Source organism: Pseudomonas sp. P7548, assembly GCF_013386585.1.
Lineage (GTDB): Bacteria > Pseudomonadota > Gammaproteobacteria > Pseudomonadales > Pseudomonadaceae > Aquipseudomonas.
This window is the reverse complement of the sequence record NZ_JACARO010000027.1, coordinates 22,590-45,480: the sequence shown is the minus strand read 5'-3', so window position 1 is coordinate 45,480 and position 22,891 is coordinate 22,590. Positions and strand designations below refer to the sequence as shown.

Genomic DNA, 22,891 nt, shown 5'->3' with positions numbered 1-22,891 from the left:
TCGCCAAAATAAGAACAATAACGGAGTACACCACGATGCTGTCGACACAGCCCCAGGCCTTCTCGCCTGTTCGTTTTTCCCGCCTGACCCAGACCGCCCTCGCCAGTGCCGCTGCCCTTGCCGGCTTTTCGCCGCTCAGCCAGGCTGCCTTCTTCGAAGACAGCAGCGCCACCCTTGAAACCCGCAACATGTACTTCAACCGCGACTTTCGCGACGGCACCAGCGCGCAGCAATCCAAGCGCGACGAGTGGGCCCAGGGCTTCATGCTCAACCTGCAATCGGGCTACACCGACGGCACCGTCGGTTTTGGCGTGGATGCGCTGGGCATGCTCGGGGTCAAGCTCGACTCCAGCCCCGACCGCACCGGCACCGGCCTGTTGCCAACCCACGACGACGGCCGCGCCGCCAATGAGTACTCCAAACTGGGCCTGACCGGCAAAGTGAAGATCTCCGCCACCGAATTGAAGATCGGCGCCCTGATCCCGGAACTGCCGATCCTCAAGCCCAACGATGGCCGCATCCTGCCGCAGACCTTCAACGGCGGCCTGCTGACTTCCAAAGAATTCAAGAACCTGGTGTTCACCGCCGGCCGCCTGGACAAAGCCAAGGACCGCGACGACACCAACTACGAGGACATCGCCCTCAACAACAAGAACAGCCGCTTCTTGACCGCTGCCACCGGCAAGCATTTCAACTTCGGCGGTGCCGACTACAAATTCGCCGACAAGATCACCGGCAGCTACCACTTCGCCCAGCTCGACGACGTGTACCGCCAGCACTTCCTCGGCCTGGTCGCCGCGCGCCCGATGGGCCCCGGTACCTTCGGCACCGACCTGCGCCTGGCCATCAGTGATGACACCGGCAGCGCCCGTGGCGGCAAGATCGACAACAAATCCTTCAGCAGCCTGTTCAGCTACGGCCTCAATGGCCATAAGCTCAGCGCCGGCTATCAGCGCATGTTCGGTGACAGCGCCTTCCCCTATGTGGATGGCAGCGACCCGTACCTGGTCAACTTCGTGCAGATCAACGACTTTGCCGGCGCCGAAGAGCGGTCCTGGCAGGCGCGCTACGACTACGACTTCGCCAAGCTGGGCATTCCCGGCCTGAGTTTCATGAGCCGTTACCTGTCGGGTGACAACATCAAGCTCAAGAACGGCGAGACCGGCAAGGAATGGGAGCGCAACAGTGAGATCCGCTACGTGGTACAGAGCGGCACGTTCAAGGATGTGGCCGTGCGCCTGCGCAATGCCACCTACCGCACCAACTACTCGGCCCGTGATGCGGATGAAGTTCGCTTGCTGGTCAGCTACAGCGTAGCCCTCTGGTAAGTAGCCACTCATAACAACAAAGACGGAGATAAACAGATGACCTTTTCACTGCGTAAATTGGCCCTCGCCGCCGGCTGCATGATGTTCGCCGGCCAACTGTTGGCCGCCGACGAGCCCAAGCGCCCGGAATGCATCGCCCCGGCCTCGCCAGGCGGTGGTTTTGACCTGACCTGCAAGCTGGCGCAAAGCGCGCTGGTCAACGAAAAGCTGCTGAGCAAGCCGATGCGCGTGACCTACATGCCAGGCGGCGTGGGCGCGGTGGCCTACAACGCAGTGGTCGCACAGCGCCCTGCGGACGCCGGCACCCTGGTGGCGTGGTCCAGTGGTTCGCTGCTGAACCTGGCCCAGGGCAAGTTCGGCCGCTTCGATGAAAGCGCCGTGCGTTGGCTGGCGGCCGTCGGCACCAGCTACGGTGCCATCGCGGTGAAAAGCGATTCGCCCTACAAGACCCTCGACGACCTGGTCAAAGCCCTGAAGAAAGATCCAGGCGGCGTGGTGATCGGCTCCGGCGGCACCGTCGGCAGCCAGGACTGGATGCAAACCGCCCTGATCGCCAAGGCCGCCGGGATCAACCCACGCGAGCTGCGCTACGTGGCCCTCGAAGGCGGCGGTGAAATCGCCACGGCCCTGCTCGGTGGTCACATCCAGGTCGGCAGCACCGACATCTCCGACTCCATGCCGCACATCCTCAGCGGTGACATGCGCCTGCTGGCGGTGTTCTCCGAACAGCGCCTGGACGAGCCGGAAATGAAGAACATCCCGACGGCCAAAGAGCAAGGCTACGACATCGTCTGGCCCGTGGTGCGCGGCTTCTACCTGGGGCCAAAAGTCAGCGATGCCGACTACGCCTGGTGGAAAGACGCGTTCGACAAACTGCTGGCTTCCGACGAGTTCGCCAAGCTGCGTGACCAGCGTGAGCTGTTCCCGTTCGCCATGACCGGGCCGGAGCTGGACACCTACGTGAAGAAACAGGTGGCTGACTACAAAGTGCTGGCCAAAGAGTTCGGCCTGATTCAGTAAACGCCCCTCTCTAATGTGGCCATGCCCTCCTCGACTGAGTGCGTGGCCCAGGAGTTTCACATGCTCTTACAACGCATTTTCGCCAGCGTGATGCTGCTGGTCTGTGCCGGTCTCGCGCTGATGGCCTGGCCGTATCAGGCCGCGTTTTCCTACGAGCCGGTGGGGCCACGCGCCTACCCGCTGCTGATGCTCGGGCTGATGAGCCTGGGCCTGATCTACATGCTGTTTCGCCCACAGCCCACCAAGCACACCGAAGACGAACCGGCGCTGGACCGCGAGACCCTGATCAAGATCGGCATCTGCGTAGCGTTGCTGGTCGTGTTCGCCGGCACCTTCGAACCCCTGGGTTTCATCCTCAGCAGCATGCTGATCGGCATCCCCATGGCGCGCTTGTACGGTGGCCGCTGGTTGCCGAGCGTGGTGATCGTCACGTTGATGGCTATCGGCTTGTACCTGCTGTTCGACAAAGCCATGGATGTACCGCTGCCCCTCGGCCTGCTCGACGTTCTGGAGAACTGACATGGATACTTTCAGCTATTTGGGTCAGGGCTTCGGCGTTGCACTGTCCCCCTACAACCTGGTGACTGCTCTGTGCGGCACCCTGATCGGCACCGTGGTCGGCCTGTTGCCGGGCTTGGGCCCGATCAATGGCGTGGCACTGTTGATCCCCATCGCCTTCGCATTGGGCCTGCCGCCTGAGTCGGCGTTGATCCTGCTGGCAGCCGTGTACCTGGGCTGCGAGTACGGCGGCCGCATCAGCTCGATCCTGCTGAACATCCCGGGCGAAGCTTCCACCGTGATGACCACTCTCGACGGCTACCCGATGGCCCGCAAAGGCCTGGCTGGCGTGGCGCTGTCGTTGTCGGCGTGGAGTTCGTTCATCGGTGCGTTTATCGCCACCTGCGGCATGGTGCTGTTTGCGCCGCTGCTGGCCAAATGGGCGATTGCCTTCGGCCCTGCGGAATATTTCGTGCTGATGGTGTTCGCGATTGTCTGCCTCGGTGGCATGGCCGGCGACAAACCACTCAAGACGTTTGTGGCGGCGCTGATCGGCCTGTTCCTCTCGGCAGTGGGCATCGACGCCAACAGCGGCGTGTACCGTTTTACCGGCGACAACATCCACCTCACCGACGGCATCCAGTTTGTGGTGCTGGTGCTGGGCCTGTTCTCCATCAGCGAGATCCTGTTGCTGCTGGAAAAAACCCACCGTGGCCAGGAAGCCGTAAAAGCCACTGGCCGGATGATGTTCAACCTGAAGGAAGCGGGTGCGGTCTTCGTGGTGAACATCCGTTGCGGCCTGCTGGGTTTCATCATGGGCGTATTGCCCGGCGCCGGCGCCACCCTGGCCTCGGCCGTTGCCTACATGACCGAAAAACGCATGGCCGGTGCCAGCGGCAAATTCGGCCAGGGCGACATGCGTGGCCTGGCCGCCCCGGAAACCGCCATCGGCGCCTCCGCCTGCGGTGCCCTGGTGCCGATGCTGACCCTCGGCGTGCCTGGTTCGGGTACCACGGCGGTGATGATCGGCGCCCTGTCGCTGTACAACATCACCCCAGGCCCGCTGCTGTTCCAACAGCAACCGGACATCGTCTGGGGCCTGATCGCCTCGTTGTTCATCGCCAACATCATGCTGGTGATCCTCAACATCCCGATGATCCGCATCTTCACGCGCATTCTCGCCGTACCTAACTGGGCGCTGGTGCCCGTGATCGCCATCATCACCGCGATTGGTGTGTACGCCGTTCACGCCACCACCTTCGACCTGTTCCTGATGGTCGGCATCGGCATCTTCGGCTACATCCTGCGCAAGCTCGACTTCCCGCTGTCGCCGGTACTGCTGGGCTTTATTCTCGGCGGCCTGATGGAGCAGAACCTGCGCCGTGCGCTGTCGATCTCCAACGGTGACCTGCAGATCCTCTGGTCGAGCCCGATCACCTTTGGTGTGTGGGTACTGACGGCGCTGATGCTGGCCTTCCCGCTGGTGCGCATCTACCGCAAGCGTGCCCTGCAGCGTCGTGCCCTGGCCGATGTCTGAGGTCACCTTTAAACACTGGTGGGGAACACCGCTGGTCGGCCTGGCCGGCGGTTACTTGGCCAGCCTTGTCGGCTGGCCTTTGCCGTACATGGTCGGCTCGTTGCTGGCGATCATCCTGGTGCGTTGCCTCACGCCGTGGCAGTTAGCGGAGATTCCCGGCGGGCGCAAATGCGGCCAATGGGTGGTGGGCATTGGCATCGGCCTGCACTTCACGCCGGTGGTCATCGAACAGGTGATGAGCCACTTCGGGCTGATCTTCTTCGGCGCGCTGGTCACCAGCCTGTCGAGCATTGTCGGCGTGTGGTTGATGCGCCGCAGCGGTGAAGACCGCGCCACTGCGTTTTTCTCCAGCATGCCGGGCGGTTCCGGTGAGATGGTCAACCTCGGCGCACGCAATGGTGCCGTGCTCAGCCGTGTCGCGGCGGGGCAGAGCCTGCGGGTGTTGGTGGTGGTGCTGTGTGTACCGGCGATCTTCAAGTACCTGCTCGAAGGCGGTACGCCGCAGTTTCATCCGGCGCCGGTCAGTTGGCCTTGGCTGTTCGCATTGTTTCCGATGGGCGCACTGGTGGCCTGGGGTTGGCAGCGTTTGCGTCAGCCAAACCCGTGGCTGTTCGGGCCGTTACTGGTGAGTGCGACTGCCAGCGTTGTGTGGGATCTGCATATCGGCTTGCCTGATGGCGGCAGCCAGATCGGCCAATGGTTGATCGGCAGCGGCCTGGGTTGCCACTTCAACCGGCAGTTCTTTCGCCGGGCGCCGTCGTTCATGGGGCGCACCTTGATCGGCACCGCGCTGACCATGGCGCTGGCCACTTTGGCAGCAGTAGGTCTAAGCGCCATGACCCACCTGGACTTACGCTCGCTGACCCTGGGCATGATGCCCGGCGGCATTGCCGAGATGAGCCTCACGGCCGAAACCCTGCAGCTGTCGGTGCCGTTGGTAACGGCGATGCAGGTGATGCGGTTGTTGTTTGTGTTGTTTCTGGCGGAGCCTTTATTCAGGCATTGGGATCGCCAGCCGGAAAAACGTTAAACACGCGACACAATTCAAATATGGGAGCGGGCTTGCTCGCTCCCACATTCGATCACGGATGACCGTTATGCCGGCGGCAGCCGCCATTCGATAGGCGTCTCGCCATTCTGCTCAAGGTACTTGTTGGTGCGACTGAAATGCCCGCACCCCAAGAACCCGCGATACGCCGACAACGGTGACGGGTGCACCGAGGTCAGCACCAGGTGCTTGGTGGCGTCGACCAGCTTCTGCTTGCCCTGGGCATGGGCCCCCCACAGCAAAAACACCAAGTGCGGCTGATGCTCGCTGACCACTTCAATAATCCGGTCGGTAAAGAACTGCCAGCCCTTGCCCGCGTGGGCGTTGGCGTTGGCGCGCTCCACGGTCATGGTGGTGTTGAGCAGCAGCACGCCCTGGTCGGCCCAGCTCTGCAGGCAGCCGTGGTTGGGAATGTCGATGTTCAGGTCGCGCTTGAGTTCCTTGTAGATGTTGACCAATGACGGCGGCGTCGGCACGCCCGGTTGCACCGAGAAGCACAGGCCGTGGGCCTGGCTGGGGCCGTGGTACGGATCCTGGCCGAGGATCACCACCTTGACCTTGTTCAGCGGCGTAGAGTTGAGCGCATTGAAAATCAGCGGGCCCGGCGGATAGATCTCTTTGCCGGCCGCATGTTCCTGGCGCAAAAACTCGCGCAGCTCGCCCATGTAGGGCTTCTCGAACTCGTCGCGCAAGGCATGCTTCCAGCTGGGTTCGAGTTTGATACGGTCGCCGTCGGTCATGTTTGAATGGTCTTGTAAAAAAGAATGAGGCGAACCCTAGGAAAGCCGACCCCGCTTGTCAATTGATCTGACACACAACCGCCACTTTCCTGCGAAGGGATCATACTGATCCTTCACTCCCCCGAATGAGGTCATGATGAACCTGCACTTCGAAGAGCTGACCGGCAGCGACGGTGCCCGCCTCGGCATCGCCAGCCTGGATGCTGAAAAATCCCTGAATGCCCTGTCCCTGCCCATGATCCTGGCCTTGGGCGAACGCCTGGACGCCTGGGCCAAAGACCCCAACATTGTTTGCGTTCTGTTGCGCGGCAATGGCGCCAAGGCGTTTTGCGCCGGTGGCGAAGTGCGCAGCCTGGCCCTGGCCTGCCGTGAACAGCCCGGTGAAGTGCCGGGGCTGGCCGCACAGTTCTTTGCGGCGGAATACCGTCTCGACTATCGCTTGCACACTTACCCCAAGCCCGTGATCTGCTGGGGCCATGGTTATGTATTGGGCGGTGGCATGGGCTTGTTGCAAAGTGCGGCGGTGCGCATCGTCACGCCGAGCAGCCGCCTGGCGATGCCGGAGATCAGCATCGGCCTGTACCCGGATGTGGGCGCCAGCGGGTTTCTGTCGCGCCTGCCCGGCAAGCTCGGCCTGTTCCTCGGCTTGACCGGCGCCCATATCAACGGCCGAGACGCCCTGGACCTGGGCCTGGCCGACCGCTTCCTGGGCGAAGACCAACAAGACGAATTGATCGAAGGGTTGCTGCAACTGAACTGGCAGGAACAGACCGCGATGCAGCTCAACAGCCTGCTCAAGGCCCTGGCCCAGGAAGCCGTCGGCCAGCAACCCGAGGCCCAGTGGCTACCGCGTCGGGCGCAGATCGACGAATGGCTGGACGTGGGCGATGTGCGCTGCGCTTGGCGGGCCTTGAGCCTGCTCCAGGAGCACGCCGATCCGCTGCTCAAGCGCGCCGGTACTACCTTGAGCGAAGGCTGCCCGCTGACCGCGCACCTGGTATGGGAACAGATCCAGCGCGCCCGTCACCTGTCGTTGGCCCAGGTGTTCCAGATGGAATACACCCTGAGCCTCAACTGCTGCCGCCACCCGGAGTTCGCCGAGGGCGTGCGGGCGCGTTTGATCGATAAAGACCAGAAGCCTCACTGGCATTGGCCAGACATCAACGCGATTCCCGACGCCGTGGTGCAAGCGCACTTCCACAAGGCCTGGGAAGGTCGCCACCCGCTGGCGGACTTGTCCGACATTTAGCGGCCGCCATGGCCGCCGTGCCCGCCACGGCCACCACCGCCGTTGTGGCCACCGCCATTGCCCCAGCGGTTGCCCCAGCCCTGGTTCGGGTAGGGCCGGTAATCGGGCCTTGGGTAATAGCGCGGCGCCGGTTGGTAGTAGCGCGGCGCCGAGTAATAGCGCGGTTGCGGCGCGTAGTAACGCGGCGCCGGGTAGTAACTGCGCCCGTATTGATACGCCGTGCCGCCGCCGTAGTAATACACCGGCGCCGGTGCGGTGTAGACCTCGGAACGGTAATAGCTCTGGCCGCCCTCGTAATAGGGCACACAGGCAGAAAGGGTCAGACCGAGTAAAGCGCTGAGAAGCAATCGTCGATACATGGCGGCCTCCTGGACCGCGGAAGAGCACCTCCAGCGACGCTGGAGGGCGGCATTCGTCTTTCACTGAATGACGAAATATCTGACATCAAAAACTGAATCTGGTGCGTTTCCGACACAGGTTGAAACATCTGTTTCAGACGAAACGGATGCCTCATCTCAGTGCGACCGCGCACCAGCACAACGCACCACCCAGCCCTGCCTGTTCACGTGTATCGCGCAAACCCGCGATCTACAGGCGCGCCTGCCACTTGGCACGACTCTCGCTTTGCCTCTGGCGTGCAGGATTGAAAACAGGTTCGCGGCACCACAATTTGCAATGGCCGACTAGGGTTCCGGCTCGCCAAAGGCGAGTGGCTGGTCCGAGAGTTGGCGACCTCCAGTTGAGGTTACACGGCGGGATAAAAGCCCGGGAGACAAGCCACCGTTCACGGTGCCGCGTTGCTCCTGCTCGCCCTTGATCAACTGGAGAAGCCCCATGCCCTCACTGCGTTTACCCGCCTTGCTCGCCGCCGCCTTTGCTGCGGTGTTGAGTGTTCAAACCCAAGCCGCCCCCAAAGACCACTTCAGCGTGTGCTGGACCATTTATGCGGGCTGGATGCCGTGGGAGTACGCCGGCAGCCAGGGCATTCTCGACAAGTGGGCCAAAAAGTACGGCATCAAGATCGACATGGTGCAGCTCAATGACTACGTCGAATCCATCAACCAGTACACCGCCGGCCAGTTCGACGGCTGCACCATGACCAACATGGATGCGCTGACCATTCCTGCCGCAGGCGGTGTGGACAGCACCGCGCTGGTGGTCAGCGACTTCTCCAACGGCAACGATGGCGTGGTGATCAAGGGCACCGGCAAGACCGTGGCCGACCTCAAGGGCATGAACGTCAACCTGGTGGAACTCTCCGTGTCCCACTACCTGCTGGCCCGCGCCCTGGAGTCGGCTGACCTCACGGAAAAAGACCTGAAAGTGGTCAACACCTCCGACGCCGACATCGCCGCGGCCTTCAACACCGACCAGGTGCAAGCCGTGACCACCTGGAACCCGATGCTTTCCGAGATCAAGGCCAAGCCTGGCGTCACCCAGGTGTTCGACTCCAGCAAAGTGCCCGGCGAGATCATGGACATGATGGTGGTCAACACCCAGGTCCTCAAAGACAACCCGGCCTTGGGCAAGGCCCTCACCGGCGCCTGGTTCGAAACCGTCGCGCTGATGAACGCCAAGGGCACCGCCAGCACCGAAGCACTCGAGCATATGGCCAAGGCCTCTGGCACCGACCTCAAGGGGTTCCAGGCGCAACTGGACACCACCAAGCTGTTCGCCACGCCCAAGGAAGCCCTGGCGTTTGCCACCAGCGCGCAGTTGCCCGCCACCATGCGCAAGGTCGCCGAGTTCTCGTTTGAACACGGCTTGCTCGGCGAAGGCGCCAAGGACACCAGCGCCGTGGGCATGAGCTTTGCCAACGGTGTGACCAGCGGCGACACCGCCAACCTCAAGCTGCATTTCGACCCCCGCTACGTGCAGATGGCCGCCGACGGCACGCTGTAAGAGGACCCGGCCATGCGCCTGATCAACCGTCACCCGGAACGCTCCAGCCGCCTGTTGTTGGTGCTGCTGCCCTTCGCCCTGCTGCTGTTCGCCTACTTCGTGGGCTCGGCCGAGCGACTGGCGAACAATCCCAACGACAAGTTGCTGCCAGGCGCCGTGCAAATGGGCGACGCCATAAAGCGCCTGGCGTTCAGCGCCGACGCCCGCACCGGTGAGTACGTGCTGTGGCAAGACAGTGCGTCGAGCCTGCGCCGCCTGGGCATTGGCCTGGGCATCAGCGCCCTCGCCGGCCTGTGCCTGGGGATCGCGGCCGGTACCTTGCCGCTGTTCGGCGCGCCGCTGTCACCGTTGCTGACGGTGTTGTCGATGGTGCCGCCACTGGCGATCCTGCCGATTCTGTTCATCGTGTTCGGGCTGGGGGAGTTGTCCAAAGTGATGCTGATCGTGATCGGCATCACCCCGGCACTGGCCCGTGATTTGGAACAGCGTGCACGGGAAATTCCCGTCGAGCTGCTGGTGAAAGCGCAGACCCTCGGCGCCTCCACTTGGACCCTGATGCTGCGCGTGGTCTTGCCGCAACTGTTGCCGCGCCTGCTGATCTCGCTGCGGCTGATGTTGGGCTCAGCATGGTTGTTCCTGATTGCCGCCGAGGCCATCGCCTCCACCGACGGTTTGGGCTACCGGATCTTCCTGGTGCGCCGCTACCTGGCGATGGACGTGATCTTGCCCTACGTGGTGTGGATCACCCTGCTCGCCTGGCTGATGGACTGGGGCCTCAAGGCCCTGACCCGACGTGCGTTCCCCTGGTACGAAGGAGCGCGGCCATGAGCTTTATCAGCGTCAACAACGTGTGGCAGCGCTATGGCGACCAGGTGGTGCTCGAAGGGCTCAACCTGCACGTCAACGAAGGCGAGTTCTGCACCTTGGTCGGCACCTCCGGCTGCGGCAAATCCACCTTCCTGCGCCTGCTGCTGGGCCAGGAAACCGCGAGCAAGGGCCAGATCCTGCTCGACGGCAAAGCGCTCGCAGCCGAACCGGACGCCAGCCGAGGCGTGGTGTTCCAGCGCTACTCGGTGTTCCCGCACTTGCGCGTGCTCGACAACGTTGCCCTCGGCCTTGAACTGCCGCGTTCACGTTTACTCGGGCGGCTATTCGGCAAGGCCAAGCAAGACGCCCGCGAACACGCCGCAATCCTGCTGCAGAAAGTCGGCCTCGGCCATGCGCTCGACAAGTACCCGGCGCAACTCTCCGGCGGCATGCAACAGCGCCTGGCGATCGCCCAGGCACTGATCATGAAACCCCGCGTCTTGCTGCTGGACGAACCCTTCGGTGCCCTCGACCCGGGCATTCGTAAAGACATGCACCAGTTGCTGCTGGAACTGTGGCGCGAAACCCGGCTGACCGTGTTCATGGTTACCCACGACCTCAGCGAGGGTTTCAGCCTGGGCACCCGCCTGCTGGTGTTCGACAAGGTCCGCGTCGACCCGCACGCCCCCGGTGCCTATGGCGCCCGCATCACCTACGACATCCCTTTGAACAGCGAACGCCGCAAGGCGCTCGCCGCTGAACTTGGAGCCACGTCCAAATGACCGAATCCACCCCACTGTTTCCCCCCTTCGCCGAGGAAATGCTCCCCGGTGGCGGCCACCGTTCCTTCGTACTCAAGCGCGGCCAGCTGTTGCGCCTGACCGACCTGCGTGGTGGCGCCAACGTGAGCTTGACCTTGCTCAACGCCAACGAAAAAACCGAGCGCCTGAACCTGCCCGACAGCCTCAAATGCCAGCACACCGCCAAGCTCACCACGGGCCACTGCCTGTACTCGGACATGGGCCGCGTACTGGCTGCCATTACCGCCGACACCTGCGGCTGGAGTGACAGCATTGGCGGCGTGCTGTGCGCCGCCGAAGTCGCCGAAAAGTATGGCCAGGGCCGCTACCAGGAACTGCGCAACGGCTTCTTCCGCAACGGCACCGACAACTTGCTGGTGGAGTTGGGCAAGTGGGGCCTGGGGCTATCTGACCTGCTGATGACCCTCAACCTGTTCAGCCGCGTCAACGTGGACAGCGAGGGCGGTTTGCATTTCGTGCCGGGCAATTCCAAAGCCGGTGACTACGTCGAACTCTATGCACCGATGGACACCCTGGTGGTGCTCACCGCCCTGCAACACCCGATGGATCCCAACCCCGACTACGCACCCCAACCTCTGAAACTCAGTTGGATGAACGCTGACCCCAGCGTCGCAGAACACTGCCGCACCTCGCGCCCGGAAAACGAGCGCGGTTTTATCAACACTGACCGCTTGTTCGCCTGAGGAGCTGCCATGTCTATCGCACTGAAGCAACCGGATGCGGCCGTGTACCGCGCCACCATTCCCGCCGGTGAACCCTGGCTGATGGAGGTCAAGGCCGGGCAGACCCTGCGCATCCTCGACCTTGAGGGCAACCAGGCCGTCGACACGCTGTTCTACAGCCTCAAGAACCCGCGCGAACGCTACGATGTGCAACGCACGTTGCGCCGACAGAACAGCGTGTACCTGGGCACTGGCAGCGTGCTGTATTCCAACCTCGGCCAACCGATGCTGACCATCGTCGACGACACCTGCGGGCGCCACGACACCCTCGGCGGCGCCTGCGCCCAGGAGAGCAACACCGTGCGCTACGCCCTGGAAAAACGCTACATGCACAGCTGCCGCGACAACTACCTGCGCGCCTGTGCCCACGACGGCCGGCTGGGTAAAGGCGACATTGGGCCGAACATCAATTTCTTCATGAACGTGCCGGTCACGGCCGACGGTGGGCTGACCTTTGAAGACGGTATTTCTGCCCCCGGAAAATACGTCGACCTGCGTGCGGAAATGGACGTGATCGTGCTGATTTCCAACTGCCCGCAGTTGAACAACCCGTGCAATGCGTACAACCCCACCCCTGCGGAGCTGCTGGTATGGAACTGAAGATAAAGCGGTTGCGTAAATGGCTGTTTGCCCTGTGCCAGGCCCGCGCCGGGCAGTGCCTTAAAAAACAATGACGTTCAAAAATGTGGGAGCGGGCTTGCTCGCGAATGCAGTGGGTCAGCAAATGCATCTGTGACTGAAACTCCGCTTTCGCGAGCAAGCCCGCTCCCACATTTGGATCTCCACTGTTTTCGGAATTTGCGCCACGGACGACCGTGGGCGCTTGCCCCATTGTGCGGGACGGCCCGCAGGGTTTTGCCATGTTCGAAAAAGTCTTGATCGCCAACCGTGGCGCCATCGCCTGCCGCATCCTGCGCACCCTGCGCGAGCTGCACGTCAAAGGCGTCGCCGTGTATGCCGAAGCCGACGCGGCCAGCCTGCATATCCAGCAGGCCGACGAAGCCTATTGCCTCGGTGAAGGAGCGGCGGCGAACACTTACCTGGCGGTGGAGAAAATCCTCGCCACCGCCAAGGCGACGGGTGCCCGGGCGATTCACCCGGGCTACGGGTTTCTCTCGGAAAACGCCGCCTTCGCCGAAGCCTGCGAAAACGCCGGCATTGCCTTCATCGGGCCAACGCCGGAGCAACTGCGTGTGTTCGGCCTCAAGCACACGGCGCGGGCCTTGGCCAAACAGCATCAGATCCCACTGCTGGAAGGCACCGAGCTATTAGACAACCTTGAAACCGCCTTGCTGGCCGCCGACAACGTGGGCTACCCGGTGATGCTCAAGAGCACCGCCGGCGGTGGCGGGATCGGCATGCGCGTGTGCCGCAGCGCGACGGAGTTGAGCGAGTGTTTCGAGGCGGTCAAGCGCCTGGGGCAGAACAACTTCAGCGACGCCGGTGTGTTTATCGAGAAGTACATCGAGCACGCACGCCACCTGGAAGTGCAGGTGTTCGGCGATGGCGCAGGCGAGGTCATTGCCCTCGGTGTGCGCGACTGTTCGGTGCAGCGGCGCAACCAGAAAGTCCTCGAAGAAACCCCGGCACCGAACCTGCCTGACGGCATGGCCGAAGCCCTGTGCGCGGCCGCCATCACCCTGGCAAAAGCGGTGAACTACCGCAGTGCCGGCACCGTGGAATTTATCTTCGACAGTGCCGACGGGCGCTTCTATTTCCTTGAGGTGAACACGCGCCTGCAGGTGGAACATGGCGTCACCGAACAGGTGTGGGGCGTAGACCTGGTACGTTGGATGGTGCAGCTGGCGGCGGGTGAAATGCCGCCGCTGAGCGAGCTGGCGTTGACGCCTCGGGGCCACGCCATTCAGGCGCGCCTGTACGCGGAAGACCCAGGTCGGGATTTCCAGCCCAGCCCCGGCTTGTTGACCCAGGTGGATTTTCCGCTGGCCGAGGGTTTGCGGGTCGACACCTGGGTGGAGGCTGGTTGCGAGATCCCGCCTTACTTCGACCCGATGATCGCCAAGCTCATCACCTGGGCACCCACCCGCGAACAGGCGCGCCTGGCCCTGCATCAGGCACTCAGCGACAGCCAGTTGTACGGCGTGGAAACCAACCGCGACTACCTGCGCCAGATTCTGCTCGCGGCCCCCTTCGCCAGCGGCCGGCCATGGACGCGTTGCCTGGAAGGCCTGGTCTACGCCGCCGACACGTTCGAGGTACTTAGCGCCGGTACCCAGACCAGCGTGCAGGACTACCCCGGGCGCCTCGGCTATTGGGCCGTGGGCGTGCCGCCGTCGGGCCCGATGGACAGCCGCGCACTGCGCCTGGGCAATCGCCTGCTGGGCAACAGCGAAGGCGCCGCCGCGCTGGAAGTCACCATGAGCGGGCCGCTGCTGCGCTTCAATTGCGCGGCGGTGGTGGCCGTCACCGGGGCTGAAATCCCGCTGCTGCTGGACGATCAAGCGGTGCCGATGAACACCGCATTGCTGATCCCGGCCGGGTCGGTGTTGAGCCTCGGCGCGATGGCCGGCGCCGGTGCGCGCAGCTACCTGTGCCTGCGCGGCGGGTTGCAGGTGCCGGACTACCTGGGCAGCAAGAGCACCTTCACCCTCGGCCAGTTTGGCGGGCACGGCGGCCGCGCCTTGCGGGCCGGGGATGTACTGCACCTGCTGCCGTTGCAGGACACCAGCGCCGGGCAACAGATCGTCCCAGAGCCCTTGGCAGGCGTGCGCAGGATCCGGGTGATTTACGGCCCCCACGGCGCACCGGAATACTTCCTGCCCGCGTACATCGACACCTTCTTCGCCACTCAATGGGAAGTGCATTTCAACTCCAGCCGCACCGGCGTACGGCTGATCGGGCCCAAGCCATTGTGGGCACGCACGGATGGCGGTGAGGCCGGCCTGCACCCGTCGAATATCCATGACAACCCTTATGCCATCGGCGCAGTGGATTTCACCGGAGACATGCCCGTCATCCTCGGGCCGGACGGGCCAAGCCTGGGCGGTTTTGTGTGCCCGGTCACCGTGATCGAGGCCGACCTCTGGCAACTGGGCCAGCTCAAGGCCGGCGATAAAATTTGCTTCGAACCGGTCGATCTCAAAACCGCCCGGGATCTGGCCTTGGAATGGGATCAACGGTGGGAGCCGGGCTTGCCCGCGATGCAGGCGACTCGGTCCCACAGCCACACCGAGGTGATGCCATCGCGGGCAAGCCCGCTCCCACAGTTGACCGAGTCACCTGTGGTGCTCGATAGGGGTGAAGACAGCACCCGGCTGGTCGCGCGCGTTGCCGGCGACACCCACCTGCTGCTGGAGATCGGCGCGCCTGAGTTGGACCTGGTGCTGCGCTTCCGCGCCCACGCCTTGATGCAAGCGCTCGAGGCCCGCGCGCTGCACGGCGTGATCGACCTGACGCCGGGCATCCGCTCGCTGCAAATCCACTATCAGCCCGAGCAATTGCCCCTGGCTGAATTGCTCACGCTGATCGCCAGCGAATGGACCGCCGTGTGCGCCACGCCAAACCTGCAAGTGCCATCGCGCATCGTGCATCTACCCCTGTCGTGGGACGACCCGGCGTGCCAGTTGGCCATCGAAAAATACATGACCACCGTGCGCAAGGACGCGCCGTGGTGCCCGAGCAACCTGGAGTTCATCCGCCGCATCAACGACCTGGCCAATCTCGATGAAGTGCGCCACACGGTGTTCGATGCCAGCTACCTGGTGATGGGCCTGGGCGACGTCTACCTCGGCGCGCCCGTGGCCACGCCGCTGGACCCGCGCCATCGCCTGGTGACCACTAAGTACAACCCGGCGCGCACCTGGACGGCGGAAAACTCGGTGGGCATCGGCGGCGCCTATTTGTGCGTGTACGGCATGGAAGGCCCGGGGGGTTACCAGTTTGTCGGGCGCACCTTGCAGATGTGGAACCGCTATCGCGAAGTGGCGGCGTTCGAGGGCAAGCCGTGGTTGTTGCGCTTCTTTGACCAGATCCGCTTCTACCCGGTGAGTGCCGATGAGTTGCTGCGCATTCGCCGTGACTTTCCCCTGGGGCGCTTTGACCTGGCAATCGAGCAAAGCCAATTGAACTTGGCGGATTACCAGGCCTTTTTGGCGCGCGAAGCCTCGGGCATTGACGCGTTCCGCACACAACAGCAGCAGGCGTTCAACGCCGAACGCGAACGCTGGATCGCCAGCGGCCAGGCGCATTTCGACAGCGAGGAACTGGCGGCACCGCAGGCTGCGGACACACCGTTGCAGGCCAATGAACACAGCATCGACAGCCCTATCGCGGGCAACCTCTGGCAGGTTCAGGTGGTGGCAGGTGAACGTGTTTCAGCGGGGGATGTGCTGGTGATTCTGGAGTCGATGAAAATGGAGATCCCGGTGCTGGCGCCGTTTGCCGGCGTGGTGCGGGAAATCCCGGTGCAACCGGGCAGTGGCATCGGCGCCGGCCAACGGGTCGTGGTGCTGGAACGGGACTGACCGGCGCTGTATCGTGCAGGCTCTGAACCGTCCTGCACGATACCCCCCATGACCACACCCAGCCTCTGCCCGGCCTGCGGCGCCCGCAACGATTGCACCCTGGCCGACCCACGCACGGCCGACCAGGCGTGCTGGTGCTACAGCGTCACCATCGACCCTGCGGTGCTTGAAGCGTTGCCCGATGAACTGCGCAATAAAGCGTGCCTGTGCCCGCGCTGTGCCCAGGTGGACGCACAGTTGCGTGGGGCCGAGCGCTCGTAATGCGCGTTGATCGGTTCCTCAGCAACCTGCCGCGTTTCAATCGCAAGCAAGTGCGCCTGTTACTGGTGGAGCGGCGGGTGACGGTGGATGGTGTAGAGGTCAGCGATCCTCACCATGAGGTGCGCGCGTTCAGCCGGGTGTGCGTGGGCGATGAGGTGCTGCAGGCGGGTAAGCCAGCGCGGTATTTCATGCTGCATAAACCCCAGGGATGTGTGAGCGCCACGTCGGACCCGCAACACCCGACGGTGCTGGACTGGCTCGATGAGCCGGATAAGGATGAGCTGCACATTGCCGGTCGTCTGGATTTCAACACCACCGGTCTGATGGTCATCACCAATGACGGCCAATGGTCGCGCCGCCTGACCCAGCCCCAGACCAAGCTGCCCAAGGTCTACCTCGTGGAGACCGAACAGGCCATCGGCGCCGAGTACGCCGCGACCTTTGCCGGGGGCCTCTATTTCGCCTTCGAAGATCTCACCACCCAGCCTGCCGAGTTGGAGGTGCTGGGGCCGACCACGGCGCGGTTGAGCATTGTCGAAGGCCGTTATCACCAAGTGAAGCGCATGTTCGGGCACTTTGATAACAAGGTGATTGGCCTGCACCGCGAACAAATGGGCCCGCTGGTACTGGACGCCGCCCTCGCACCAGGCGAATACCGCGCATTGACCGACGACGAAATACGACAGGTCTGATGACCGTTCGGCCGGTGATGGCAAAAACCCATTTGTGTGACTTGCGACATCCCGGGTCTGCTGCTTGAATCAAACCGTCAGCCAAATGATGACTGGCGAGTCGCCATAACCTCCAAGAAACACCTTGCCCCGCCCGCGCTTGATCTACGGGCCTCTCAGGCAAACAGCCCGCCATAACAACACCCGTCGGCCAGCCGTCATCGGATCGACATGGGCCCTCCTTTTCCAGGCGTATGCCTACCTGTCACAAAGCTCGTGCAGAGTGATCTGCGCGCCCTACCCGCTTGCCAGGAGTCTTACGACATGAGGCCAGAAATCGCTGTGTTGGATATACAGGGTCAGTATCGGGTTTACACGGAGTTCTATCGCGCGGACGCTGCTGAAAAGACCATCATCCTGGTCAACGGCTCGATGGCCACTACGGCATCCTTCGCCCAAACCGTGAAAAGCCTGTACCCGCAGTTCAATGTGGTTTTGTACGACCAGCCCTACGCTGGCCGCTCCAAGATCCATAACCGCCATGAGCAGATGCTGACGAAGGAAGTCGAAGGCCAGATTCTGCTGGAACTCATCGACCACTTCGCTGCTGAACACGTGCTGTCATTTTCCTGGGGCGGCGCGGCCACCCTGGTCGCCCTCGCCCACCGGCCACGCCGCGTCGAGAAGGCGGTGATCAGTTCGTTCTCCCCGGTGATCAACGCGCCCATGCGCGACTACCTGGAGCGTGGGGTCGACTACCTCGGCAACCTCGATCGCGACCGCGTCGGCCACCTGGTCAACAGCACCATCGGCAAGCACCTGCCGTCGCTATTCAAGCGGTTCAACTACAAGCACGTGAGCAGCCTGGCCGAGCATGAGTATGGGCAGATGCACTTTCACATCAGCCACGTGCTCAACAGCGATCGACTGTGCTACCTCAGGGCGGCCAAGCAGATCGACATCCCGGTGCTGTTCCTGAACGGTGAATGGGACGAGTACACCAGCGCCCAGGACGCCAAGCTGTTTGGCCAGCATGTGGCCAACAGCAGCTTCAGCACCATCCAGGCCACCGGGCATTTCCTGGACATGGAGCACAAGGCGGCGTGCCGGGATAGCCGGGACGCGGTCGTCGGTTTCCTGAAACCGCAGCGCCCGGCCAGTCGCTTGCGCTACCACCAGGGCCAGACGCAGCATGCCTTTGCCATTTGAAAGGCACGATCGGAAAGTTACCTGGTTATGCAGGGGCCAGGTTTGTGTGGGAGCTGGCTTGCCTGCGATAGCATCACCGAAGTGTGACTGACACACAGAGGTGCCGGTATCGCAGACAAGTCAGCCTCTGCACCTGTAACCCACACATTTTTGAAGAAAAACTTCAAATCCCGGCGAACATCTGGTACAAAGTCAGCCGCTCTGAGCGGGTATAGTTTAATGGTAGAACAGTAGCTTCCCAAGCTTCCGACGAGGGTTCGATTCCCTCTACCCGCTCCACTCAGATTCTGCTCTCGCGCCAGGTTGGTTTTGGCGGGGGATGCATAAAAAAACCGGTCCTTGGTGGCCGGTTTTTTTGTTTCTATCTACCTGAAACTCAGCATTCCAGGGTTACCTGTATTTCAAGGCTGCCAGTACATGATCAGGATCATTATGGAGCGCACGTAATAACGCCCTTGCAGGCCCCTCCGGCTCGCGTCGCCCTTGCTCCCAGTTTTGAAGCGTCCCTACCGGCACATCGATCGCCTTAGCAAACCGTGCTTGTGACAGTCCCGTGGCTTGTCGAATCTCTTTTACCTTCAAAGCATCAACAAAAAATTCGCGAGAGGGGGCGCACTCACCTCTTACGATTTCGTCCATCTGGGTCATGCTTTCGACCAGACGGTTGAACAGCTTTTTATCCATCACTCCCACCTTCGGTTTATCTCGCTCAGAATTCTCTTTTCTGCAGGAGATAGATCATCTTTGATGCCTTTGCGATAGATCAGAATCAATCTAATTTGATAGGCCACGCAGAAGTGGTAATAGATCACTCTGACACCACCGCCCTTGCCCTGCACAGCCCAGCGGATCTTCCTAAGTCCATTGGTGCCTTGAATCACATCACCCGCCGTGGGATTTTCGGCTAGAAATGCCTGTAATTCACCGTAGCTTTCCTCACTCAAAAGCGTTGCCAGGTCTTCTGTAAATGCGAGCGACTCGATAAATATCATACCCACGCCTATACGTCATTGGCGCACACAACGCTTAATCGGGTCGTTTCCTATCATGCAACTGCCGCTCGTCATTCATTGATAGGCATACGAAAAATGCGCCGGGATTGATGAAGGGCAGACTCTACCTCCAGGCAACCTGTGTCATGACGTAGGACGGAACTGAGTTTTCAATCCGAAAAAGCTCCATCATCTTTCCATCTCTATGCCCTTCTCCACCCCCCACGCCAACGGCAACGTCACCGACAACACCCCCGCCAACACCATCACCGCCACCGGCACGCCCAGCGCATCCCCCACGCCACCAAACACCACTGGCGCCAACGCTCCGCCGCCGATGGTGCCTGTGTAGAACAGCGCAAACGCCTGCTCCCGCTTACCCGCGCCGGCCAGGTCGGGCACGGCGCCGTACAGCACCGAAGACGTGCCATTGAGCACCAGGCCGAGCGGCGGCAACATCAGCATCAAGCCTTCCAGCGGAAGGTACACCGCCATAACAATCAGCACGGCCGTGCTGGTTTCCGTCAGCCACACGGTCTTCATCATGCCGATGCGCGCGCCCAGGTAACCACAGAACAATTTGCCGAACGCGCCGCCGACAAACAGCAGGGTCAGGGCCAGGCCGATGCCGGCGGTGCCCGCACCTTTGGTTTGCAGCAGGAACGGCAGGAACGTGAGGAAACCCATGCGCACTGCGCTGTCGAGGGTGCCCAGGACAATCAATGCGCGCAGGCCCGTCACGGAGCCGGTTCCGACATGAGGCTTGGCGGCCACTGGGGCCGTGGCGGTGCGCGACTGGCGGGGAATCAACCACCACAGCAACCCGGCCGATGCGAGCCCCAGCACGCCCAGCAACGTGGCGCTGGCACGCCAACTGATCACCGTCAGCAGCAGGCCCACCAGGCCGGGCACCAACGTCTTGCCGATGTCGCCGGAAAAATTGTACTGGGACAAAGCCTGCTTCACGCCCCCGCCGTCTTCATAGGCGTCGGTGATCATCGAAGAGGCCAAGGGATGCTGGGTGCTGGCGCCCAAGCCGCCCAACAGCAGCGCCAGTAGCAGCATGACCAGCCCCGTAGCTTGCCCGACCAGCATGTAGGCAACCCCGGCCAGGGCAGTCCCGCCCACCAGCAACGGCACGCGGCCCCAGCGCCTGGCGGCTCGGCTGGCCAGCAGTTGGAACACCGCCATCATCCCGGAATAGGCGCCGCGTAAAAGCCCGATCTGAGCGTAGGACAAGGCAAACTGCGCTTGCCAGATCGGCAGCAACACGTAGATCACATCGGTGAGACCATCGTGCACGGCATGGGCGCCGCAGCCGGCGATCAAGTGGCGACGGCGGGTATTTGTTTCGCGGGCAGTCAGGGTCATGGTGTTGGAATCGGTTCAGGTTTGAGGGGTTTCCAGCCGGTCAGGGCGATCAGCAGGGTCAACAGTTGAAAGGTGATGATCAGCACCACGCAGCCACCCCAGCCCCAACGCTCCCAGATCAACGCCGGGACGATGGCACCGCAACTGCCGCCCAGGTAATAGCAGGTCAGGTACACGCCCACGGCGCCGGCCTTGTTGTCGCGCGCAGTGGCGGTGGTGAAGGCATTCGCCGCCGCCTGGGCCAGAAACACACCCGTAGAACTGAGGGCCAGGCCCAGCACGATGCACCACAGGGATGGCACCAGGGTCAGGGCTGACCCGACGACGCCCAGCACGGCGGCCACGCCGAGCAGTTCGGCATGGGGCCGCGCTTTGCTGAGACGGCCGGCGATGGGGATCACGATCAGCGCCAGCAGGAACACCATGTAAAGCGTGCCTAATGCGGCAGGCCCCAGGTTGAACGGCGGCAGGCCAAGGTACAGACCTGCGTAGGTAAACGCGGCAACCTGGGAGAACAGCACGCAAAAACCGACGGCGTAGGCGGCTAGCAGCGGCCTGCGAAAAACACTCGAAACCGACGCCTTGACCTGCACAGGCCGAGGACGACTGGGCGGCAACAGGAACTGAATGAACCCGCCCACCATCAGGCTCAGTACTGCCAGCAATTCAAAGGCTTCGCGCCAGCCCACGTATTCGGTCATCACACCGGTCACGAAACGCCCGGCAAACCCACCCAATACGGTGCCTGCCACGTACAGGCTGGTGACTTCCGTCACAGTGCCGCCGCTCCAGCGATCACCGATGTAGGCCACACTGGTGGCAAACACCACCGGAATCAGCATGCCTTCGACAAACCGCCACACCAGCACCTCGGTAAAGCTGCCGGCCCTGGCGGTCATCAAGGCCGGAACCGCCAGCAGCAACGCGGCCACGCTGATCACCGTCCGCTGCTCGAAACGCCCGGTCAGGCGGCTGACAAAGGGCGCGGTGATCGCCACGGCCAAGGTGGTGACGGTGATGCTCCACCCCGCCGCCCTGGCGCCGATATCGAACTGTGCAGCAAACACCTGGAGAATGCTCTGGGTGGCATAGAGGTTGAGAAACGCCGCGCAGCCACAGAGGAACAGGGCCAGACGGGCACAATGCAGGCGCAGTTTCATGAAACCTCTCGTTTTATTTTGTGAGGTCTTTATAGAATGGCGGGCAGGTTCTGAACCAATACCGAATTCGGACCGATCAATACCCTGGGGCCAGGATGCTCGACCTACGCAAGCTGCGGTACTTTCTGACGGTCGCCGAAGAATTGCACTTCGGCCGCGCCGCTCTTCGCCTTCACCTGGCCCAGCCGCCGCTGACCCGGCAGATTTCTGCGCTGGAAGCCGAGCTGGGTTTCAAGCTGTTTGACCGCACCAGCCGCACGGTAACCCTCACCGCGCAAGGCCGATCATTTTTGCCCTACGCGCGCGGAGTACTGGAGCAAGTGGAGCTGGCGCAGGTGATTGCCGGCAAACTGGCGGCGGGCACGGCCGGGCAACTGTCGCTGGGCTATGTCAGTTCGATCGCCTTGTCGGACCTGTTCAGCCACGCCATCCAGGCGTTTGCCCAGCGCTTCCCCGACGTGCAACTGACCCTGGTGGAATGCGCCTCCGGCAGCCTGGGTGCCCAGGTCGCAGATGGCCGATTGGACATTGGCTTGAGCCGCTTGCTACCCCAGGGCAACGAGGTGCAGGCGCTATCCTTGGGCGAGGAACGCCTGGTAGCGGCAGTGTCCACCGACAGCCCGCTGGCCGAGCTCGCTGAAGTCAATCTCGCGCAACTCAGTGCCTACCCCTTGATCCTGTTTCCAACGGATTACGGCTCGGGGCTGAACCAGTCCATCGAACAGCTTTACCGCCATCACGGCCAGCCCCTGCGCCCAGGGCCGACCGGACGGCAGATCACCTCGATCATTGCGCTGGTGGCGGCCGGGCAAGGCGTGGCATTGGTGCCGGCATGCACGCAGAGCCTGATGAACAAGGGCGTAACGTACAGGCCGCTGTTGGAGGTCGATGCGTGTGCGCAGCTGTTGGTGCTGACGCCAGCCAAGACTAAAAGTGTGTTAGTCGATGCGTTTCTCAGCGTGATCACCGACGCCTTACACATCCGCTAATACCTTCGAAAAACCTCGCAATACCTCTCTCCGGCGCCATTCCTGCGCGCTCATACACTGCATTGACCCCCTACCGAAATAC

General features: G+C 62.5%; 22 protein-coding genes, 1 tRNA gene and 1 riboswitch. Of the genes, 17 read left to right on the top strand and 6 right to left on the bottom strand.

The window, feature by feature from the left end; all coding sequences use genetic code 11:
* Positions 1-35 precede the first annotated feature (35 nt).
* Genes HX803_RS12935 through HX803_RS12915 form a run of 5 tightly spaced genes read left to right on the top strand, consistent with a single transcriptional unit; the run spans position 36 to position 5,413 of the window.
* Positions 36-1,328, top strand: a complete 1,293-nt coding sequence (locus tag HX803_RS12935; protein ID WP_178921042.1) for an OprD family porin — start codon at positions 36-38, stop codon at positions 1,326-1,328.
* Between the two features lie 36 nt (positions 1,329-1,364).
* Positions 1,365-2,348 (top strand): tripartite tricarboxylate transporter substrate binding protein, encoded by a 984-nt coding sequence (locus HX803_RS12930; protein ID WP_178921040.1) that lies wholly within the window; start codon positions 1,365-1,367, stop codon positions 2,346-2,348.
* Positions 2,349-2,408: 60 nt separating this feature from the next.
* A complete protein-coding gene (locus HX803_RS12925) occupies positions 2,409-2,867 on the top strand; it encodes a tripartite tricarboxylate transporter TctB family protein (RefSeq protein WP_178921038.1) in 459 nt (152 codons plus the stop codon).
* A 1-nt stretch (position 2,868) separates the two neighbouring features.
* Positions 2,869-4,383 (top strand): tripartite tricarboxylate transporter permease, encoded by a 1,515-nt coding sequence (locus tag HX803_RS12920; RefSeq protein ID WP_178921036.1) that lies wholly within the window; start codon positions 2,869-2,871, stop codon positions 4,381-4,383.
* Positions 4,376-5,413: an AbrB family transcriptional regulator gene (locus tag HX803_RS12915; protein ID WP_178921034.1), complete on the top strand. Its 1,038-nt coding sequence runs from the start codon at positions 4,376-4,378 to the stop codon at positions 5,411-5,413. Before HX803_RS12920 ends, HX803_RS12915 begins: the two co-directional genes overlap by 8 nt.
* Before the next feature lie 65 nt (positions 5,414-5,478).
* Here HX803_RS12915 and ung read toward each other — a convergent pair whose 3' ends face one another.
* A complete protein-coding gene (gene ung / locus HX803_RS12910; RefSeq protein ID WP_178921032.1) occupies positions 5,479-6,171 on the bottom strand; it encodes a uracil-DNA glycosylase in 693 nt (230 codons plus the stop codon).
* A 136-nt stretch (positions 6,172-6,307) separates the two neighbouring features.
* On the opposite strand from ung, the gene HX803_RS12905 reads away from it, so the two are divergent.
* Complete coding sequence (locus HX803_RS12905) at positions 6,308-7,420, top strand: enoyl-CoA hydratase/isomerase family protein (RefSeq protein WP_178921030.1); 1,113 nt, start codon at positions 6,308-6,310, stop codon at positions 7,418-7,420.
* Here HX803_RS12905 and HX803_RS12900 read toward each other — a convergent pair.
* Entirely contained in the window at positions 7,417-7,779 is a 363-nt protein-coding gene (locus HX803_RS12900; protein WP_178921028.1) for a hypothetical protein, read from the bottom strand. The genes HX803_RS12905 and HX803_RS12900 overlap by 4 nt on opposite strands.
* Before the next feature lie 313 nt (positions 7,780-8,092).
* A riboswitch (guanidine-I (ykkC/yxkD leader) is annotated at positions 8,093-8,194 on the top strand.
* A gap of 60 nt (positions 8,195-8,254) precedes the next feature.
* Here HX803_RS12900 and HX803_RS12895 point away from each other — a divergent pair.
* From HX803_RS12895 to HX803_RS12850, 10 genes are all read left to right on the top strand, one after another.
* Positions 8,255-9,322, top strand: a complete 1,068-nt coding sequence (locus HX803_RS12895; protein ID WP_178921026.1) for a putative urea ABC transporter substrate-binding protein — start codon at positions 8,255-8,257, stop codon at positions 9,320-9,322.
* A 12-nt stretch (positions 9,323-9,334) separates the two neighbouring features.
* The gene (locus HX803_RS12890; protein ID WP_178921024.1) at positions 9,335-10,150 is read left to right on the top strand and encodes an ABC transporter permease; all 816 of its coding nucleotides are present in this window, start codon (positions 9,335-9,337) and stop codon (positions 10,148-10,150) included.
* Positions 10,147-10,911 (top strand): ABC transporter ATP-binding protein, encoded by a 765-nt coding sequence (locus tag HX803_RS12885; protein WP_178921022.1) that lies wholly within the window; start codon positions 10,147-10,149, stop codon positions 10,909-10,911. Before HX803_RS12890 ends, HX803_RS12885 begins: the two co-directional genes overlap by 4 nt.
* Positions 10,908-11,633, top strand: coding sequence for an urea amidolyase associated protein UAAP1 (locus HX803_RS12880; RefSeq protein ID WP_178921020.1), 726 nt, complete (start codon positions 10,908-10,910; stop codon positions 11,631-11,633). The genes HX803_RS12885 and HX803_RS12880 overlap by 4 nt, the downstream gene beginning before the upstream one ends.
* 9 nt (positions 11,634-11,642) lie before the next feature.
* Positions 11,643-12,272 (top strand): urea amidolyase associated protein UAAP2, encoded by a 630-nt coding sequence (locus HX803_RS12875; protein WP_078741260.1) that lies wholly within the window; start codon positions 11,643-11,645, stop codon positions 12,270-12,272.
* 260 nt (positions 12,273-12,532) lie between these two features.
* Complete coding sequence (uca, locus tag HX803_RS12870; protein WP_178921018.1) at positions 12,533-16,156, top strand: urea carboxylase; 3,624 nt, start codon at positions 12,533-12,535, stop codon at positions 16,154-16,156.
* 48 nt (positions 16,157-16,204) lie between these two features.
* Positions 16,205-16,417 carry a cysteine-rich CWC family protein gene (locus tag HX803_RS12865; protein ID WP_178921016.1) on the top strand — a complete coding sequence of 71 codons (213 nt, stop codon included), beginning with the start codon at positions 16,205-16,207 and terminating at the stop codon, positions 16,415-16,417.
* The gene (locus HX803_RS12860; RefSeq protein ID WP_178921014.1) at positions 16,417-17,109 is read left to right on the top strand and encodes a 16S rRNA pseudouridine(516) synthase; all 693 of its coding nucleotides are present in this window, start codon (positions 16,417-16,419) and stop codon (positions 17,107-17,109) included. Before HX803_RS12865 ends, HX803_RS12860 begins: the two co-directional genes overlap by 1 nt.
* Before the next feature lie 303 nt (positions 17,110-17,412).
* Complete coding sequence (locus HX803_RS12855) at positions 17,413-18,297, top strand: alpha/beta fold hydrolase (protein WP_178921011.1); 885 nt, start codon at positions 17,413-17,415, stop codon at positions 18,295-18,297.
* Between the two features lie 205 nt (positions 18,298-18,502).
* A tRNA-Gly gene (locus HX803_RS12850) sits at positions 18,503-18,576 on the top strand.
* Between the two features lie 111 nt (positions 18,577-18,687).
* On the opposite strand, the gene HX803_RS12845 is transcribed toward HX803_RS12850, so the two are convergent.
* From HX803_RS12845 to HX803_RS12830, 4 genes are all read right to left on the bottom strand, one after another.
* Positions 18,688-18,981, bottom strand: coding sequence for a DNA-binding transcriptional regulator (locus HX803_RS12845; RefSeq protein ID WP_178921009.1), 294 nt, complete (start codon positions 18,979-18,981; stop codon positions 18,688-18,690).
* Positions 18,981-19,289, bottom strand: a complete 309-nt coding sequence (locus HX803_RS12840; protein ID WP_178921007.1) for a hypothetical protein — start codon at positions 19,287-19,289, stop codon at positions 18,981-18,983. Before HX803_RS12840 ends, HX803_RS12845 begins: the two co-directional genes overlap by 1 nt.
* Before the next feature lie 189 nt (positions 19,290-19,478).
* On the bottom strand, positions 19,479-20,660 hold the full coding sequence (locus HX803_RS12835) for an MFS transporter (RefSeq protein WP_178921005.1): 1,182 nt from the start codon (positions 20,658-20,660) through the stop codon (positions 19,479-19,481).
* Positions 20,657-21,820 carry an MFS transporter gene (locus HX803_RS12830; RefSeq protein WP_178921003.1) on the bottom strand — a complete coding sequence of 388 codons (1,164 nt, stop codon included), beginning with the start codon at positions 21,818-21,820 and terminating at the stop codon, positions 20,657-20,659. The genes HX803_RS12835 and HX803_RS12830 overlap by 4 nt, the downstream gene beginning before the upstream one ends.
* Before the next feature lie 95 nt (positions 21,821-21,915).
* Between HX803_RS12830 and HX803_RS12825 the strand changes: the two genes are divergently transcribed.
* Positions 21,916-22,809, top strand: coding sequence for a LysR family transcriptional regulator (locus tag HX803_RS12825; protein WP_178921002.1), 894 nt, complete (start codon positions 21,916-21,918; stop codon positions 22,807-22,809).
* The last annotated feature ends 82 nt before the right edge of the window (positions 22,810-22,891 follow it).

Excerpts from the sequence above, each read along its gene's own strand:
- HX803_RS12920 (WP_178921036.1), top strand. The coding sequence starts at position 2,869 with ATGGATACTTTCAGCTATTTGGGTCAGGGCTTCGGCGTTGCACTGTCC.
- HX803_RS12860 (WP_178921014.1), top strand. The coding sequence starts at position 16,417 with ATGCGCGTTGATCGGTTCCTCAGCAACCTGCCGCGTTTCAATCGCAAG.
- HX803_RS12825 (WP_178921002.1), top strand. The coding sequence starts at position 21,916 with ATGCTCGACCTACGCAAGCTGCGGTACTTTCTGACGGTCGCCGAAGAA.
- HX803_RS12905 (WP_178921030.1), top strand. The coding sequence starts at position 6,308 with ATGAACCTGCACTTCGAAGAGCTGACCGGCAGCGACGGTGCCCGCCTC.
- uca (WP_178921018.1), top strand. The coding sequence starts at position 12,533 with ATGTTCGAAAAAGTCTTGATCGCCAACCGTGGCGCCATCGCCTGCCGC.
- HX803_RS12835 (WP_178921005.1), bottom strand. The coding sequence starts at position 20,660 with ATGACCCTGACTGCCCGCGAAACAAATACCCGCCGTCGCCACTTGATC.
- HX803_RS12885 (WP_178921022.1), top strand. The coding sequence starts at position 10,147 with ATGAGCTTTATCAGCGTCAACAACGTGTGGCAGCGCTATGGCGACCAG.
- HX803_RS12890 (WP_178921024.1), top strand. The coding sequence starts at position 9,335 with ATGCGCCTGATCAACCGTCACCCGGAACGCTCCAGCCGCCTGTTGTTG.
- HX803_RS12855 (WP_178921011.1), top strand. The coding sequence starts at position 17,413 with ATGAGGCCAGAAATCGCTGTGTTGGATATACAGGGTCAGTATCGGGTT.
- HX803_RS12935 (WP_178921042.1), top strand. The coding sequence starts at position 36 with ATGCTGTCGACACAGCCCCAGGCCTTCTCGCCTGTTCGTTTTTCCCGC.
- HX803_RS12840 (WP_178921007.1), bottom strand. The coding sequence starts at position 19,289 with ATGATATTTATCGAGTCGCTCGCATTTACAGAAGACCTGGCAACGCTT.
- HX803_RS12830 (WP_178921003.1), bottom strand. The coding sequence starts at position 21,820 with ATGAAACTGCGCCTGCATTGTGCCCGTCTGGCCCTGTTCCTCTGTGGC.
- HX803_RS12900 (WP_178921028.1), bottom strand. The coding sequence starts at position 7,779 with ATGTATCGACGATTGCTTCTCAGCGCTTTACTCGGTCTGACCCTTTCT.
- HX803_RS12845 (WP_178921009.1), bottom strand. The coding sequence starts at position 18,981 with ATGGATAAAAAGCTGTTCAACCGTCTGGTCGAAAGCATGACCCAGATG.
- HX803_RS12895 (WP_178921026.1), top strand. The coding sequence starts at position 8,255 with ATGCCCTCACTGCGTTTACCCGCCTTGCTCGCCGCCGCCTTTGCTGCG.
- ung (WP_178921032.1), bottom strand. The coding sequence starts at position 6,171 with ATGACCGACGGCGACCGTATCAAACTCGAACCCAGCTGGAAGCATGCC.
- HX803_RS12865 (WP_178921016.1), top strand. The coding sequence starts at position 16,205 with ATGACCACACCCAGCCTCTGCCCGGCCTGCGGCGCCCGCAACGATTGC.
- HX803_RS12925 (WP_178921038.1), top strand. The coding sequence starts at position 2,409 with ATGCTCTTACAACGCATTTTCGCCAGCGTGATGCTGCTGGTCTGTGCC.
- HX803_RS12915 (WP_178921034.1), top strand. The coding sequence starts at position 4,376 with ATGTCTGAGGTCACCTTTAAACACTGGTGGGGAACACCGCTGGTCGGC.
- HX803_RS12880 (WP_178921020.1), top strand. The coding sequence starts at position 10,908 with ATGACCGAATCCACCCCACTGTTTCCCCCCTTCGCCGAGGAAATGCTC.
- HX803_RS12930 (WP_178921040.1), top strand. The coding sequence starts at position 1,365 with ATGACCTTTTCACTGCGTAAATTGGCCCTCGCCGCCGGCTGCATGATG.
- HX803_RS12875 (WP_078741260.1), top strand. The coding sequence starts at position 11,643 with ATGTCTATCGCACTGAAGCAACCGGATGCGGCCGTGTACCGCGCCACC.